13 protein-coding genes are annotated in these 14,518 nt (G+C 37.5%); 9 read left to right on the forward strand and 4 right to left on the reverse strand.

Annotation, left to right across the window (positions count from 1 at the left end; all coding sequences use genetic code 11):
* Positions 1-137 precede the first annotated feature (137 nt).
* Both Q1A47_RS12025 and Q1A47_RS12030 read left to right on the forward strand, forming a co-directional pair.
* Positions 138-311 carry a hypothetical protein gene (locus Q1A47_RS12025; protein ID WP_161629263.1) on the forward strand — a complete coding sequence of 58 codons (174 nt, stop codon included), beginning with the start codon at positions 138-140 and terminating at the stop codon, positions 309-311.
* Complete coding sequence (locus tag Q1A47_RS12030) at positions 308-907, forward strand: TetR/AcrR family transcriptional regulator (RefSeq protein ID WP_026680313.1); 600 nt, start codon at positions 308-310, stop codon at positions 905-907. The genes Q1A47_RS12025 and Q1A47_RS12030 overlap by 4 nt, the downstream gene beginning before the upstream one ends.
* A 342-nt stretch (positions 908-1,249) precedes the next feature.
* Here the strand turns inward: Q1A47_RS12030 and Q1A47_RS12035 are convergent, their stop codons facing one another.
* Entirely contained in the window at positions 1,250-1,837 is a 588-nt protein-coding gene (locus tag Q1A47_RS12035; protein ID WP_026680314.1) for a TetR/AcrR family transcriptional regulator, read from the reverse strand.
* A 154-nt stretch (positions 1,838-1,991) separates the two neighbouring features.
* Here Q1A47_RS12035 and Q1A47_RS12040 point away from each other — a divergent pair, with 154 nt between their 5' ends.
* The 4 genes from Q1A47_RS12040 (at position 1,992) to brnQ (ending at position 8,453) form a co-directional block, all read left to right on the forward strand.
* Complete coding sequence (locus Q1A47_RS12040) at positions 1,992-2,900, forward strand: ABC transporter ATP-binding protein (RefSeq protein WP_026680315.1); 909 nt, start codon at positions 1,992-1,994, stop codon at positions 2,898-2,900.
* Positions 2,900-4,504, forward strand: a complete 1,605-nt coding sequence (locus Q1A47_RS12045) for an ABC transporter permease (RefSeq protein ID WP_121604393.1) — start codon at positions 2,900-2,902, stop codon at positions 4,502-4,504. The genes Q1A47_RS12040 and Q1A47_RS12045 overlap by 1 nt, the downstream gene beginning before the upstream one ends.
* 336 nt (positions 4,505-4,840) lie before the next feature.
* Complete coding sequence (locus Q1A47_RS12050) at positions 4,841-6,580, forward strand: ABC transporter ATP-binding protein (RefSeq protein ID WP_166530413.1); 1,740 nt, start codon at positions 4,841-4,843, stop codon at positions 6,578-6,580.
* Between the two features lie 517 nt (positions 6,581-7,097).
* On the forward strand, positions 7,098-8,453 hold the full coding sequence (brnQ, locus tag Q1A47_RS12055) for a branched-chain amino acid transport system II carrier protein (RefSeq protein ID WP_026680318.1): 1,356 nt from the start codon (positions 7,098-7,100) through the stop codon (positions 8,451-8,453).
* 388 nt (positions 8,454-8,841) lie between these two features.
* Here brnQ and Q1A47_RS12060 read toward each other — a convergent pair whose 3' ends face one another.
* Both Q1A47_RS12060 and Q1A47_RS12065 read right to left on the reverse strand, forming a co-directional pair.
* Complete coding sequence (locus tag Q1A47_RS12060; protein ID WP_299632262.1) at positions 8,842-8,973, reverse strand: hypothetical protein; 132 nt, start codon at positions 8,971-8,973, stop codon at positions 8,842-8,844.
* A 42-nt stretch (positions 8,974-9,015) separates the two neighbouring features.
* Positions 9,016-9,672, reverse strand: a complete 657-nt coding sequence (locus Q1A47_RS12065; protein WP_026680323.1) for a GntR family transcriptional regulator — start codon at positions 9,670-9,672, stop codon at positions 9,016-9,018.
* A gap of 116 nt (positions 9,673-9,788) precedes the next feature.
* Here Q1A47_RS12065 and Q1A47_RS12070 point away from each other — a divergent pair, with 116 nt between their 5' ends.
* Positions 9,789-10,508 (forward strand): EcsC family protein, encoded by a 720-nt coding sequence (locus tag Q1A47_RS12070; RefSeq protein WP_205389470.1) that lies wholly within the window; start codon positions 9,789-9,791, stop codon positions 10,506-10,508.
* Positions 10,509-10,721: 213 nt separating this feature from the next.
* Here the strand turns inward: Q1A47_RS12070 and Q1A47_RS12075 are convergent, their stop codons facing one another.
* Positions 10,722-12,326 (reverse strand): catalase, encoded by a 1,605-nt coding sequence (locus Q1A47_RS12075; protein ID WP_166530414.1) that lies wholly within the window; start codon positions 12,324-12,326, stop codon positions 10,722-10,724.
* Positions 12,327-12,525: 199 nt separating this feature from the next.
* On the opposite strand from Q1A47_RS12075, the gene yfkAB reads away from it, so the two are divergent.
* Positions 12,526-13,623 carry a radical SAM/CxCxxxxC motif protein YfkAB gene (yfkAB, locus tag Q1A47_RS12080; RefSeq protein ID WP_034678644.1) on the forward strand — a complete coding sequence of 366 codons (1,098 nt, stop codon included), beginning with the start codon at positions 12,526-12,528 and terminating at the stop codon, positions 13,621-13,623.
* 24 nt (positions 13,624-13,647) lie between these two features.
* The gene (locus Q1A47_RS12085; protein ID WP_026680319.1) at positions 13,648-14,133 is read left to right on the forward strand and encodes an NUDIX domain-containing protein; all 486 of its coding nucleotides are present in this window, start codon (positions 13,648-13,650) and stop codon (positions 14,131-14,133) included.
* The last annotated feature ends 385 nt before the right edge of the window (positions 14,134-14,518 follow it).

The raw sequence follows: 14,518 nt of genomic DNA on the forward strand, positions 1-14,518 counted from the left end.
AACCATTAAATTGAAACCAATATTGGTAATCCATTGAATAATTTATGTTTATTGGAACTTCTGATTAACGATCCTTCTTTATATGTTAGAAAGTCTGTGGCAAATATTAATGATTTAACAAAAGAAAAATAGATGTTATGGATTGGCTTCAAGCTCAAGAAGAAAAGGTAGAAATAAAGCTCATTTTAAGTGGTTTTTATAACATGGATTACGTTTTATTAAGAAAACAAAACGATCAACAGGCTATCATGCTTGTTGAGAAAGAGAAAATACAGATTGAACGGAGAAGGATGGGAGTAAATAACGAATGAGAAGAAATAAAGAAGAAGCAATGAACACAATACACAACTTGATCGAAGTTGGGAGAAAACACTTTACTAAGCATGGATATGAAGGTGCTTCTTTAGAGGAAATTGCAAAGGAAGCAAATCTAACTCGTGGTGCTTTATATCATCACTTTAAAAATAAGCAAGGTCTGTTTGAAGCAGTATTAATTACAGTACAAAAAGAGGTTGCTGATCAAATCGAACGAGATGCTAGAAAAAGTGATGATTTGTGGGAGCAACTATTATTAGGGTGTAAAGCATTTGTAACAGCTGCTGTTGAACTTCAAAATAAACGAATATTACTCATTGATGGTCCGGCAGTTGTAGGTTGGGAAGTTTGGCGATCGATGGATAGACAAAGCTCGATGCGATTGTTACATGAACAGCTTGACCTTATGCAAAGAAGTAATTGCTTCAAGCCAGTTTCAGTGGAAGCGATGACCCACTCTTTATCAGGTGCATTAAATGAATCTGCATTATGGATTGCTCAAATGCCAGAGCACGAGGGTTCGTTGGATGAAATAATGAAAGTAATTTCATATTTCGTTGAGGGATTTAAGCTGCAGTATGGGACTTCGTAAACCTTCTCTTTTTAAGAATATTATTGGAGGTAGTAGGAAAGAATGGATTTCCTTCAGGTTGTCAAAAAACGTTTCTCAAGAATTATTACTGAAATTTAGAAAAGGATCCGTCACTTTTTCCGTAAGAGTAGACGGACCATCCTTTTTATTCTATACGTTTCAAACATCTTTTTCTTTCTAGTTCTCCCGCATATAACTGACAGTAAGTCCCACACTTCAAGTAATAAAGTGGATATTTGGGGGGATAAACAAAACCCCCACTGATTGAAGTTTCACTTTATATGTGAGTATAATCTATTTAGTGCACAGGGCTGCCTTAGCTCTGGCTGCATCTCAAAAAAATCAAGATTCCCCTTTTCCAACAATTCCATAAAACAAGATTTTTACAATATCCTCGGTCATCGGCAGTATTTGTTTATAGATATCCTCACGCTGCATAGCTTCTTTAAATATTTGTAAATACATTAGAAGCGACTCATTTGATAGGTTAGGATCGATAAATCCGTCACGCCTTCCTTCATCAAATAAAGCCATCATTTTAGGCAGTGCCTTTTTTTGATACAACTCTTCAACATAACTAGTTCCAGCTGCATATTCCTTCATAATGACGTCATAGAAATTAGAATGTATATGCTGGGCTGTTTCCTTTTTCGCAAAAATAATCCCCTTTATTTTTTCATGGAAAGGTAAATCGCTGTTAAATAATTCTTCAAATTCCCACCATGCTTTATTTATATAATGTTTAATTACTTCTTGGACAAGGTTATCCTTGCTGCCAAAATAATTATAAATCGTTACCTGAGATACATTTGCTTTTGTAGCTATTTCCTTAATAGCGACTTTTTGTACACCGAAATCCATAAATAAACTTAAGGCCGCCTCTAAAATATGTGATTTTTTTAACTCCCGTCTTCGTTTAAAACCGTCCAACTAATCTCACCTCATTTTAAGTTTAATAAAAAATATGTAATAAAACAATAAATATATTTCATAAGTTATTGCAAAAGAGGTTTTAAATATATATTATGAAATATATAAGTTAAAATATTTCATAATTCGAGAGAAGGGTAAGGGAGGAAGAAGAATGCCTGTATTGAAAACATCGAATTTAACAAAGAAATTTGGTAAGTTTATGGCGCTAGATGGTGTAAATATAGAAGTTAATGAAGGAGAAGTCTACGGATTTATTGGGCCGAATGGAGCTGGGAAGTCAACAACGATTCGCATATTATTAGGAATATTAAAGGCAACGAAAGGCAACGTACAGATTTTTGGGAAGGATGCATGGTCAGAGGCTGTAGAAATCCATAAGCGAATTGCTTATGTTCCAGGTGATGTGAACTTGTGGCCAAACTTAACGGGTGGAGAGGTTATTGATCTGTTTGTTAAACTTCGCGGTGGCAATAATAAAAATCGTAGAGAAGAACTAATTAAGCGGTTTGAATTGGACCCAACTAAAAAATGTCGTACGTATTCAAAAGGGAATAGGCAAAAGGTTGCTTTGGTTGCCGCATTTTCTTCTGATGCAGACTTATATATTTTAGATGAGCCGACATCGGGGCTTGATCCATTAATGGAACAGGTATTTCAATCTTGTATATTAGAAGAAAAGCATGCAGGGAAGAGTGTTCTGCTTTCTAGCCATATTTTATCTGAGGTGGAAAGGCTTTGTGATCGTGTTGGTATTATTCGACAAGGAGAAATTATAGAATCTGGCTCACTAAGTGAAATGCGCCATTTAACACGTACCAATTTGTTAGTTGCTACTAAACAGTCCATTGCTTCCCTTGATGAAGTAAAGGGAGTTCATGCCATTGAAGAGCAAGGGAGTGAAATATCCTTTCAAGTTGATACGGAGGAGTTGGATGCCGTTATTCGTTATATTAGTCAATTTGGCATTGTAAAATTAGAAAGTGCTCCACCGACATTAGAAGATTTATTTATGAGACATTATGAAGGTAAATCGAATATAGGAGCAGGAGGTGCGGTGTAATGGCTGGCCAATTCACAAAAAATACAGGAAGACTGTTACGCTTTCTCCTCCGTCGTGATCGGTTGCGTATCTCTGTCTGGATGCTTTCATTAGTAACTGTAACGTTGATGATTGCCATTTCTTTTACTGATCTATACGCAACAAAGGCAGATCGTCAAGCAATAGCTGAAACAATGTTAAATCCAGCAATGACAGCCATGGTAGGAAAAGGATATGGGTTAGAAGATTATACATTTGGAGCTATGATGGCACATCAGATGCTTTTATTTACAGCGATAACAGTAGCAATTATGAGCATTCTTTTGGTAGCACGACATACTCGAGCAGATGAGGAAGAAGGCCGCATAGAGATGGTCCGTTCCCTTCCGACTGGACGGTTATCTAATTTGCTTGCCACACTTAGTGTAGTTTTTATGACGAATTTTTTACTAGCGCTTATTATTGGCTTTGGTCTAGCATCATTGGGAATAGAAAGTATGGACTTAGCAGGGTCCTTGTTATATGGAGCTGGCTTAGGAGCAGCTGGTTTCTTTTTCACAGCGATAACAGCAGTTTTTGCACAACTGTCCGAAAACTCTCGTGGTGTAATTGGTTTTTCTTTTTTCGTATTAGGAATTTCCTATATGCTACGTGCTATTGGTGACGTTAGTAGTGAAGCATTATCATGGGTCTCACCGTTAGGGTGGATTTTAGGTACACAGGTTTATGTTAATAATTATTGGTGGCCCATTCTATTGACAGTTGGTGTATCGTTTATACTATGTATATTGGCACTTTATTTAAATGCGATAAGGGACTTAGACTCTGGTTTTCTTCCTGCTAAACCAGGAAAGAGGCGTGCATCCTTCTTTTTACAAAGTCCATTCGGATTAATATTTCGACTTCAACGTACTGGCTTAATCGCATGGGCAATTGGTATGTTTGTAATTGGAGCGTCATATGGTTCTGTTCTGGGGGATTTAGATACGTTCTTTGAGGATGTGGAAATGATGAAGCAAATGTTAACCCCAGTGGAGGGATTTTCGCTTACGGAACAGTTTATTACCATGCTGATGAGTGTCCTTGCTATGATGAGTACCATTCCAACGTTAATGGCAATACTAAAGTTAATGGGGGAAGAGAAGAAGGGGCGCACGGAGCATTTATTAAGTCGGGCTATTTCGCGTACTCGTTTAATAGGTAGTTCATGGGTGATAGCGATGCTTGTTTCATTTGGGATGCTTTCATTAGCGGCAATTGGACTATGGTCTTTAGCAACAGCCTCCATTGATGGAGGAATCGATTTAGGAGTTGTTTATCGTGCAGCAATGGTCTATCTACCTGCCATGTGGGTAATGATTGGTTTTACAGTATTGCTTATTGGACTGTTCCCTAATGGGAGTAGTTGGATATGGGGTTACTTAATTTATTCGTTTATTGTAGTTTATTTAGGTAATTTAATGCAATTTCCCGATTGGATGAGCAATCTTTCCCCATTTGGTCATGTACCACAAATACCAGTAGAGGACATGAATATAATGGCCATTTTCATATTGACGGTAATAGCTTTTGCATGCACCACCATTGGTTTTATAGGCTATCAGAAACGGGATATAGAGGGTTAATTAAAAGCCGAAAGATAAAAAAAATGTGGATACGTTGTGTGATGTATCGTTGCCGAAGCCTTCTCCACGGAAAGCGAAGTATCAATAGGAGTATTATCGCAGAAACATGAACATATACTTTTTTCCGCGTCCATTGCCTCAGCTAACTTAGTAAAGAAACATACGTTACCAAGGGATCTTCGGACTCGTGTTGTTCCAGCCGGATAAGGAATGCCTAAGCAGCGATACATTCCACGCAGAAGTTTCACTTTATTCGTGGGTGGACGGTGTATTAATTCCTGTTTTCCTTTATAATAAAAGAATATATGGAATGTATTTATGATAGGGGTCAAGGTAATGGGTAAACAGCGAAACGGGATAAAGCCATTTATATCTTTAATTATATCTACGAATATTCCAAGACTTGCACTTACAATAGGCTTAATCGGAAGTATAATTACTACACTTGTCGGATTGAGTATTCCTTTGCTAACTAGAGAACTAGTGGATGGGTTCTCTATCGAATCAATGAGTATGCTATTGATTGTGGCTATTGGGCTTGTATTTATTTTACAAGCAGTCATTGATGGCATATCAACGTATTTACTTACAGCAGTAGGACAGCGAATTGTTGCTCGTCTAAGGGAACAAATGTGGATGAAGCTGATTCGGATGCCAGTTAGCTATTTTGATAAGACGAATAGTGGAGAATCGGTAAGTCGCGTTGTTAATGATACAGGTATAGTAAAAGATTTGATTTCACAGCATTTTCCACAATTTATTAGTGGATTGATATCTATTATTGGTGCAGTTGCTATTCTACTAATTATGGATTGGAAAATGACACTCATGATGTTAATTGCTGTTCCAATTACCATCTTACTTATGATGCCTTTGGGCAGTAAAATGGCGAAGATTTCCCGTAGTCTACAAGATGAAACAGCAATGTTTACAGGAAATATCCAACAAACTCTAAGTGAGATTCGCTTAATGAAGTCGTCTACTGCTGAATCCTTTGAAGAACAAAAAGGCGTGCAGGGAATCGGCAAATTATTTTCATATGGCTTAAGAGAATCAAAAATATTTGCCCTAATTGGTCCATTAATGTACTTAATTATTATGGCTGTAGTTGTCATTATTATCGGTTATGGTGGGATAAGAGTAGCAAATGGAACGATGTCAACGGGGGCGCTGGTAGCGTTTTTATTATATTTATTTCAAATTATAATGCCTATTACGACATTCGCTATGTTCTTTACTCAATTGCAAAAAGCAAAAGGTGCGACAGAACGGATTATAGATATATTAGATCTACCGGTAGAAGCTGGTCAAAATGGGATTGACAAGCAGATTACACATGAAACGATTCATGTAAACAATGTTACCTTTGCCTATGATGACAACGAGCAGGTGTTAGAGAATATATCTTTCACCGCAAAGCCTGGAGAAATGATAGCTTTTGCGGGTCCTAGTGGAGGAGGAAAGACAACTTTATTTGGGCTATTGGAACGATTTTATCAGCCAACTGAAGGAGAAATAATAATTGGTAATACATCGATTCAGGACTTATCCTTAGAAGCTTGGCGTAGCCAGATCGGATATGTCTCACAGGAAAGTGCAATGATGGCTGGAACGATTAGAGAAAATTTAACCTATGGCCTAAGTAATGCATCAGATATATCGGATGGACAGCTCTGGGCGGTTACTGCGATGGCTTACGCAGATCAGTTTATTGCTGATTTTCCCGAGCAGTTAGATACAAAAGTAGGAGAACGAGGAATAAAACTATCAGGTGGACAGAGGCAACGAATTAATATTGCCCGTGCCTTTTTAAGAGATCCAAAGATATTAATGATGGATGAGGCTACTGCAAGTCTTGATAGCCAATCTGAAAGAATTGTTCAACAGGCTTTAACGCGATTAATGAAGGGACGTACGACTTTTGTTATTGCCCATCGCTTATCAACAATTGTTGATGCAGATAAAATTGTATTCATTGAAAAAGGAAAAATAACTGGCATAGGTAATCATCAGGAGCTTATGGAGCAACATGCCTTATATAGAGAGTTTGCCGAACAGCAATTAGCTGATCGTTAAGCGTGGAGAGCGAAAACATCGCTCTCTTTTTTTATAGTCTAGGAAATTAGAAAATTAGCCCATGTGGGTAAATATGGGCGTGTCTAAGCCGCGTCCAGATCCAGCGCCCAGAAACAGGCGACTTCACGAATCGCCCTAATCTAAGTCATCATCTACAAGCAAACTCACCCTGATTCCTTTATCTTGGTTGACTCGCTCCAGTCGCTACGCTTCTAATCTGGCGTTTGTTCTTTTGTTCTAAGATTGCTATGTTTTGGCTATCTGAACCAGCATAGATTTAAAAATGCTATGTGCGAGAGTATGGTGAAAAGTTAAACGCTACTACTGCGAAGATTACAAAATACGATGTAGTCAAGCAATTTCAATCTTTGAGTACATTATATATCTAAATTATGAAAAAATTCCAGGTAATATATTGCATGTTAGAGAAAAAAATAGTATGATTAACACCATTGATATATTGCATATAGATGGAAGGCATTTACATTAAAATTTGCTTCTAGGAGAGGACATATATATGAGGGAAAAATTATCATTTTCAAACTATGCCGCCATAGGTGTAATGTTATTTGCATTATTCTTTGGAGCTGGTAATTTAATATTTCCTGCTCAGCTTGGACAACTTGCTGGAGCTAATGTTTGGCAAGCGGTCATCGGGTTTTTAATAACTGGAGTAGGTTTACCATTATTAGGTATATTAGCTATGAGCTTTTCTGGTAGCAAAAATCTTCAGGATTTGGCCGGTAGAATTCATCCTATCTATGGTGTTATGTTTACCGCACTATTATATCTAACGATAGGACCATTTTTTGCAGCACCAAGAACTGGAACGGTAGCATTTGATGTTGGCATTTCACCATTTATCAGCGAGGGATTCCAGCAAGGTGGTTTAATGATTTTTACACTCGTTTTCTTTGCAATAACCCTATTTTTTTCGCTTTATCCTGCAAAAATCGTCGATTATGTTGGTAAGATTTTAGCGCCAGGCATTGTGGTACTACTTGTGATTTTACTTGCTATGGTTATTTTCAAACCAATGGGTTCTTTACAAACTCCTCAGGAGGCATATGCAGATGGTGCCTTTTTGAATGGATTTTTGGAGGGCTATAATACAATGGATGCACTTGCTTCCTTGGTGTTTGGAATTATCGTGATTAAGGCTATTCGTTCATTGGGAATTACATCTAAACGAGAAATATTGAGAGCTACGGCCAGGTCTGGTTCTGTTGCTATTGTTTTATTAGGAGCGATATATGTTGGAATTGCTTATTTAGGAGCTACAAGTACAGAGATATACGGAATATTTGATAATGGTGGACCTGTATTGAGTAGTGCATCAACACATTATTTTGGAACATTTGGATTGATTCTATTAGCGCTTGTTATTACATTAGCTTGTTTAACGACAAGCATTGGGTTAACAACTGCTTGTTCAGAATATTTTCATTCATTATTTCCAAGGATAAGCTATAAAAAGTTTGTTGTATTCTTTGCAGTGATAACTTTTGTAATAGCTAATTTTGGTCTTACTAATATTATTACTTATTCCATACCTGTACTGATGTTCCTATATCCATTAGCGATCGTCTTAATGTTATTAGCATTCTTGTCACCTTTGTTTTACCATGGAAGATCTGTCTACATTTCGGTAATTGCAGTAACATTTTTAATCAGTAGCATTGATGGACTAAAATCGCTCTGTGAATCATTAGGTATTCCTTACTTTAACTGGATGATTCCCATTGTTTCGTTCTACGAAACAGTTTTGCCGTTATATAATGAAGGTCTTGGCTGGCTAATCCCAGCATGTATAGTCCTAATTATTACAGGCATTGTTCTTCGATTGCAAAAAGCATCTACTGTTCAGGCATAATCGAAAAAATAAAGTATGATTAAGAGACGGAGACAAATGTAATGAAGAAACAATAAAGAACGAAAGGATAATTAATTTAAAATAATTATCCTTTCGTTTTTTGATTAGGATAATTAATATAGCATCTGAAATATGTGAGACTCCTTGAAAAAGAAGAGCGCTTTATCTGCGTGCTATGTATCGCTGCCAAAGTCCTCCTTATCCACAGCACGAGCCCGAATCCACTTGGTAACGTGTTTTCCTTTACCAAGTGAGCTTAGTCCGTGCTCGCGGAAAGCCAGTGTATGTTCATGATGCGGGGGTGATACTCCTATTAATAAACGTGATTATTCGTATTTTGAGTAAAGAAGTTGTGTTTAGTCCCAGCCCCTTTTCAATAATTTATTCCTCATATAACCGGCAGTAAGCCCCTCACTTCAAGCAATAAAGTGAAACCAATATTGGGAAGTGGGGGATCAACTGCCAGTAAATGTCCAATTGGTTTAAAGGTCTTTATATCATATCCTCGTGGTACTAACAATCCGTGAGAGATAATAAAATGCCCACGGATTGAAGTTTCACATTATTTTAGTGCTTGAAATTCTTGTATCGTACGTAACCAATTTTCTTTCATAATTGGAGCAAGAGCCTCATTATTTCCTTCTTTCATAAGGTTAATAATCTGGCTATGTTCTTCTATGGATTGTTCAGTTAAAATGATGGAGTTATGGAAGAATAAGCGTCTTACATGGGCTTGTAAGTTAGCAATAATGTTGTGGATATAGGGATTATTTGCAGCATCAACGATAACTTGATGAAATTCTTCGTCAATTTTTAAAGCGGCATAATAATTCTCTGAGCGAATAGCTTTCGTAAATCGGTCATTAATTTCTTCCAATACAGCTGTTATATCATCCGTTAAATTATCAATAGCTAATTCAGCTGACAAGGCCTGTAGTACAGCTAATGGTGGAAGTAAATCATTCATAGATTCTTTTTCCACTTCTGTTACTTGCGTTGCTTTTCCAGGAAACATCTTTACAAATCCCTGTACTTCTAAAAGTTGTAGAGACTCTCTAACCGGAGTCCTACTCACGCCTAATGCTTTAGCAAGTTCAGAATCATTAAGTTTTTCTCCAGGTTGTAATGTACCATCAATAATCCACTGTTGAATCTGATTAAAAGCACTTTCCTTTGCGGATTGCCTTACTGGCCTGGAATGATCTGAAGGTATTGGCATTATCTGCTCCCCCTCTACAATTATTTTTAGTATACTAAACAGTATACAATAAATTATTAATTATGGAAATATGCAATATATCACTAAGATTTTTAAACGTTGTGGAGGGATTTATTTTGATTAACTATGAAGATATAGTTTCTCAGGAGCTAGAAGCTTGGCGAAGGAAAATGTATGCTAAACCTAACTTATTTAATCAGCTTTCTAAGAAAGCACAGATGAAAATAAATAACTGGATACCTGAAAAGGCGCATCGGATAATTACTGAAAGTATTAAAAATATGGTTAAGGCTACATTAGTAGGCTCACATGTAACTACGAAAAAACCAGAAATGCAAGAAATGAATTTATATCAGCAAGATCAGCTTGTAAAAGAAAAGTTATCCACCTATCGCAAAACAGCAACAGTAGAAGGTGCAGGTACTGGTGCTGGTGGTATTTTTCTTGGTTTTGCGGATTTTCCTTTACTACTGTCTATAAAAATGAAATTCTTATTTGAGGCTGCAACCATATATGGCTTCGATACAAAGGCTTATGAAGAACGATTATTTCTTTTACACATATTCCAATTAGCTTTCTCCAATGAAAAAGAAAGAAAGAAAACGATGTATGTTATTGAAAATTGGGAACATGAAAAGCAACATTTACTGGATATGGATTGGCGAGCATTTCAACAGGAGTATCGTGATTATATAGACTTGGTCAAATTATTACAACTCGTACCTGGCTTTGGCGCTATTATCGGTGCTTATGCCAATTATAATTTACTTGATCATCTCGGGGAGACGGCTATGAATGCGTATCGTCTGCGACTATTAGCTGTACCAGAAGAGTAAAAGTAAAGGGGAGGGTAGAGAAAAATAGGGGGACCCCTGCAAAAACAGCAAGAGCCCGAAGGTCCACGTTACTAAGCGTGGTTAACCGTGTTAATTTGGTTTGTGGAAAGCGTTCCATACTTTTGATTGCGATAAAAAATAACAGGCTTATTTGATATTTACTCTCGGCATTAACTTATGAAAAGCACTTCGTTTAGTTATGCCCTCTAGCAATTAATATGGATCTGCTTCATGTCCTTTTTCGATTGCTTGATCTGGTGCTTTTTCTGCATCTTTATTACCTAACGGATTTTTACTTGTTCCATCATTCATCATGGTTTTGGCCTTTTCCAGACCTTCACGTAAACGGAGGCCATATTCTTCATCTGCATCCTCAGCCAATGCGACCATTTTATCTTGAATACGTTGATCACACATAGAAAGATCATTCACTAAATTAGAAATTAAATCATCCTTTTCCCAGTCTTTGAAGCTACGGAATGTCTCGCCTGCTTGCTTTGTATTGTCATTTCTGTCGATGGATTCACGAACAAGCTTTCCTTTTATCTCAGGGGTGTATTCTTTTCCCGTTTGTTCAGCTTCCTTTAATCCACCTAGTACCGAAGGCTCGTAATTAACATGTGGATTTTGACCAGGTGCTTTGTCATTTTGCTGACGTAATTGTCCACCCTCTTGGTTTGTAGCAACACGCTTTTTTGTTGCATTAATAGGAACCTGTAAATAGTTTGCCCCTACACGATAGCGCTGTGTATCAGAATAGGAGAACGTTCTACCTTGCAGCATTTTATCATCTGAGAAATCAAGTCCATCGACAAGAACTCCGGTACCGAAGGCAGCTTGTTCAACTTCTGTAAAGTAGTTTTCTGGATTTTTATTCAATACCATTTTTCCAACTGGTAACCATGGAAACTTGTCCTCCGGCCATAGTTTTGTATCATCAAGTGGATCGAAATCTAGCTCGGGGTGTTCATCATCGGTCATAATCTGGACGAATAGTTCCCACTCAGGATAATCTCCTTTTTCAATAGCATCGTATAAGTCTTGTGTAGCGTGATTGAAATTGGTAGATTGAATCTCATTTGCTTCTTGCTGTGTTAAGTTTTTAATTCCCTGTTTTGGTTCCCAATGGTACTTAACTAATACCGCTTCGCCCTCTTTGTTAACCCATTTATATGTGTTTACCCCAGAGCCTTGCATCATTCGGTAATTTGCCGGAATGCCCCAAGGTGAGTAAATAAAGGTTACCATATGGAAGCTTTCAGGGGAATTCGCACAAAAGTCGAAGAAGCGTTCACTATCTTGAATATTTGTTACAGGATCTGGTCGAAAGGCATGAATCATATCTGGAAATTTCATTGCGTCACGAATGAAAAAGATCTTAATATTATTTCCGACTAAGTCCCAATTCCCGTCCTCCGTGTAAAATTTTACAGCAAAGCCACGTGGATCACGTACTGTTTCTGGAGAATGTGTACCATGAACAACCGTTGAAAATCTGACAAAGACAGGAGTTTGCTTCCCTTTATCCTGAAAAACCATGGCTCTTGTATATTTGGATATAGGCTCATCACCAGCCATGCCGTATGTCTCAAAATAGCCATGTGCCCCAGCACCACGAGCATGAACTATCCGTTCGGGAACTTTTTCACGGTCAAAGTGACTTATTTTTTCGATGAAATCATAGTTTTCCAGTGTTGCTGGTCCACGATTTCCGACTGTTCGTATGTTTTGATTGTTAGTAACAGGATGCCCCTGCCTCGTTGTTAAGTTATCTTCATTTTCGATATTATTGGCTTTATTTGTATTTTTTTGCTCCATCCGTTTTCTTTTCCACCTTTCTAAAATATAACTAAACTAGAATTTCCATAATTCTGCTATTTTTTAGTTTGCCCACTTATCTAAATATCATTCTTTAATTTCCACAAAGACGGGATAGACAGTTACATGGTAAAATATTAAAAGAGTCTTTGAAAAAGAGAGGATTTTTTTTGTGAAACTAACAGAAGCGAGTAAAACAATGTCTCCAGCATATGACCCATGGGAAGCATATATGGACGTGGAACAGCATGGGGGAATAACATTGTCTAACATTGAATTTACAACAACAACGCTTTGTAATATGCGCTGTGCCCACTGTGCAGTAGGCTATACACTACAAGGGAAGGACCCGGATGCACTACCAATGGAATTGATTGAAAAGCGACTAGATGAAATTCCTCACCTTCGTACACTAAGTATTACTGGTGGAGAGCCGATGATGTCGAAAAAATCTGTTCGTGATTATGTAGTTCCATTGCTTAAATATGCTCATTATCGTGGTGTGAAAACACAAATTAATTCGAATCTGACCTTGCCTTTTAGTCGCTATGAAGAAATCATTCCTTATTTAGATGTCTTACATATTTCACATAACTGGGGTACTGCTGAAGAATTTGCGGAGACTGGATTTGCAAGAATGGAGAGAAAGCCATCAGAGGAAAATCGTAAGAAATATTTCGAACGAATGGTTGAAAATGCTCAGAAATTATCACAAGCAGGTGTCATGGTATCTGCAGAAACGATGCTAAATGGTCGGACATATCCTTACTTAGAAAAAATTCATGACCATGTGCTTGAAATGGGTTGTGCACGACATGAGATACACCCGATGTATCCCGTAGACTTTGCAAGTAATTTAGAAACGTTATCCTTAGAAGAAATGCGGAAGGGTATCGAACGGTTATTAGACCACCGTGATCCTGATACATGGATGTTATTTGGTACCTTGCCTTTTTATCCATGTAGCACGTCCCAAGCGGATTTGAATTTACAGAAGCGTTTATTTAAGGAAAAGAATGTATCGGTGCGAAATGATCCTGATGGTCGTTCTCGTTTGAATGTAAATATTTTTTCGGGTGATGTGATTGTGACTGATTTTGGAGATGAGCCAAAACTAGGGAATATACAAACCACTTCGTTACTTGAAGCTTACGATCGTTGGATGGCTTCAGACACAGCAAAATCGTTAAATTGTCATTGTCCTGCTGTTAAATGTCTTGGTCCAAATATTCTTGTGAAAAATACATATTATCAAGATGTAGACTTTCAACAAAGAAAAGCCACTATTAAACTGTAATTAACATATGAGGGGGACTAGAGGATGGAAGTGTGGGATCTGTATGATAGGAATAGAAATAAGTTGGATGAAAAGCATATACGGGGAGTGCCGATGCCAAAGGATCGTTATCATCTAGTTGTTCATGTATGGATTCAAAATGATAGTGGGGGGCTTTTATTATCAAAGCGACACCCTAACAAGCCATATGGGGGTTATTGGGAGTGCACAGGTGGTTCTGTGATTGCAGGGGAAAACAGCTTACAGGGGGCATATCGAGAGGTAGCTGAGGAACTAGGCTTACAATTAGACGATAAAGCAGCAAAATTACTTCGTAGAGAAGTTAGACAGGTAGATCATTTGGACAATTGGCTGTTTCATAGCAATGTATCTATTGAACAGTTAACTTTTCAACCGGAAGAAGTAATAGATGCTAAATGGGTAGATGAAGAAACATATCGGCGAATGGTTAGGCAGAAAGCAATCGTTCCAACGCTCCATCACTTCTTTGATGAATTAATGGTGAAGTAAAAGCTTAGTATTTCCTAGGAGCTTAAGGGAGCCAAGAAAGTGTTGACAACTAGTTTTATGTATCGTTATAAGGTTAAGTGTGGGATGACTGCCAGTAAATGTCCGATTGGTTCAATGGCCTTTAGGTCATACCCTTGTGGTACTAACCATCCGTGGGATAAACACAACCCCTACGGATGGAAGCTTCCCTTTATCTTTAGTTAGTATAAAAGAATATAGATTGTTTTACATGTGTACGCTTCTATAAATCGGAGCGTTTTTTTCTTAGTCTAGGAAATTATAAAATTTGTGCCTATGGATAAATAGGAGCGCTTGCGCTTTTGTTCAAAGTTAAGAAAGTATAAAATCAGTGCAATGACTGCGTTAAGCCAAGTAGTTATTTTGA

The sequence above is a fragment of the uncultured Virgibacillus sp. genome, from assembly GCF_947495635.1.
GTDB classification, from domain to species: domain Bacteria; phylum Bacillota; class Bacilli; order Bacillales; family Amphibacillaceae; genus Virgibacillus; species Virgibacillus salarius.

Bases quoted from the DNA above. Each gene is read 5' to 3' on its own strand.
- yfkAB (WP_034678644.1), top strand. From the start codon at position 12,526: ATGTCTCCAGCATATGACCCATGGGAAGCATATATGGACGTGGAACAG.
- brnQ (WP_026680318.1), top strand. From the start codon at position 7,098: ATGAGGGAAAAATTATCATTTTCAAACTATGCCGCCATAGGTGTAATG.
- Q1A47_RS12030 (WP_026680313.1), top strand. From the start codon at position 308: ATGAGAAGAAATAAAGAAGAAGCAATGAACACAATACACAACTTGATC.
- Q1A47_RS12085 (WP_026680319.1), top strand. From the start codon at position 13,648: ATGGAAGTGTGGGATCTGTATGATAGGAATAGAAATAAGTTGGATGAA.
- Q1A47_RS12075 (WP_166530414.1), bottom strand. From the start codon at position 12,326: ATGGAGCAAAAAAATACAAATAAAGCCAATAATATCGAAAATGAAGAT.
- Q1A47_RS12040 (WP_026680315.1), top strand. From the start codon at position 1,992: ATGCCTGTATTGAAAACATCGAATTTAACAAAGAAATTTGGTAAGTTT.
- Q1A47_RS12065 (WP_026680323.1), bottom strand. From the start codon at position 9,672: ATGCCAATACCTTCAGATCATTCCAGGCCAGTAAGGCAATCCGCAAAG.
- Q1A47_RS12025 (WP_161629263.1), top strand. From the start codon at position 138: ATGGATTGGCTTCAAGCTCAAGAAGAAAAGGTAGAAATAAAGCTCATT.
- Q1A47_RS12050 (WP_166530413.1), top strand. From the start codon at position 4,841: ATGGGTAAACAGCGAAACGGGATAAAGCCATTTATATCTTTAATTATA.
- Q1A47_RS12045 (WP_121604393.1), top strand. From the start codon at position 2,900: ATGGCTGGCCAATTCACAAAAAATACAGGAAGACTGTTACGCTTTCTC.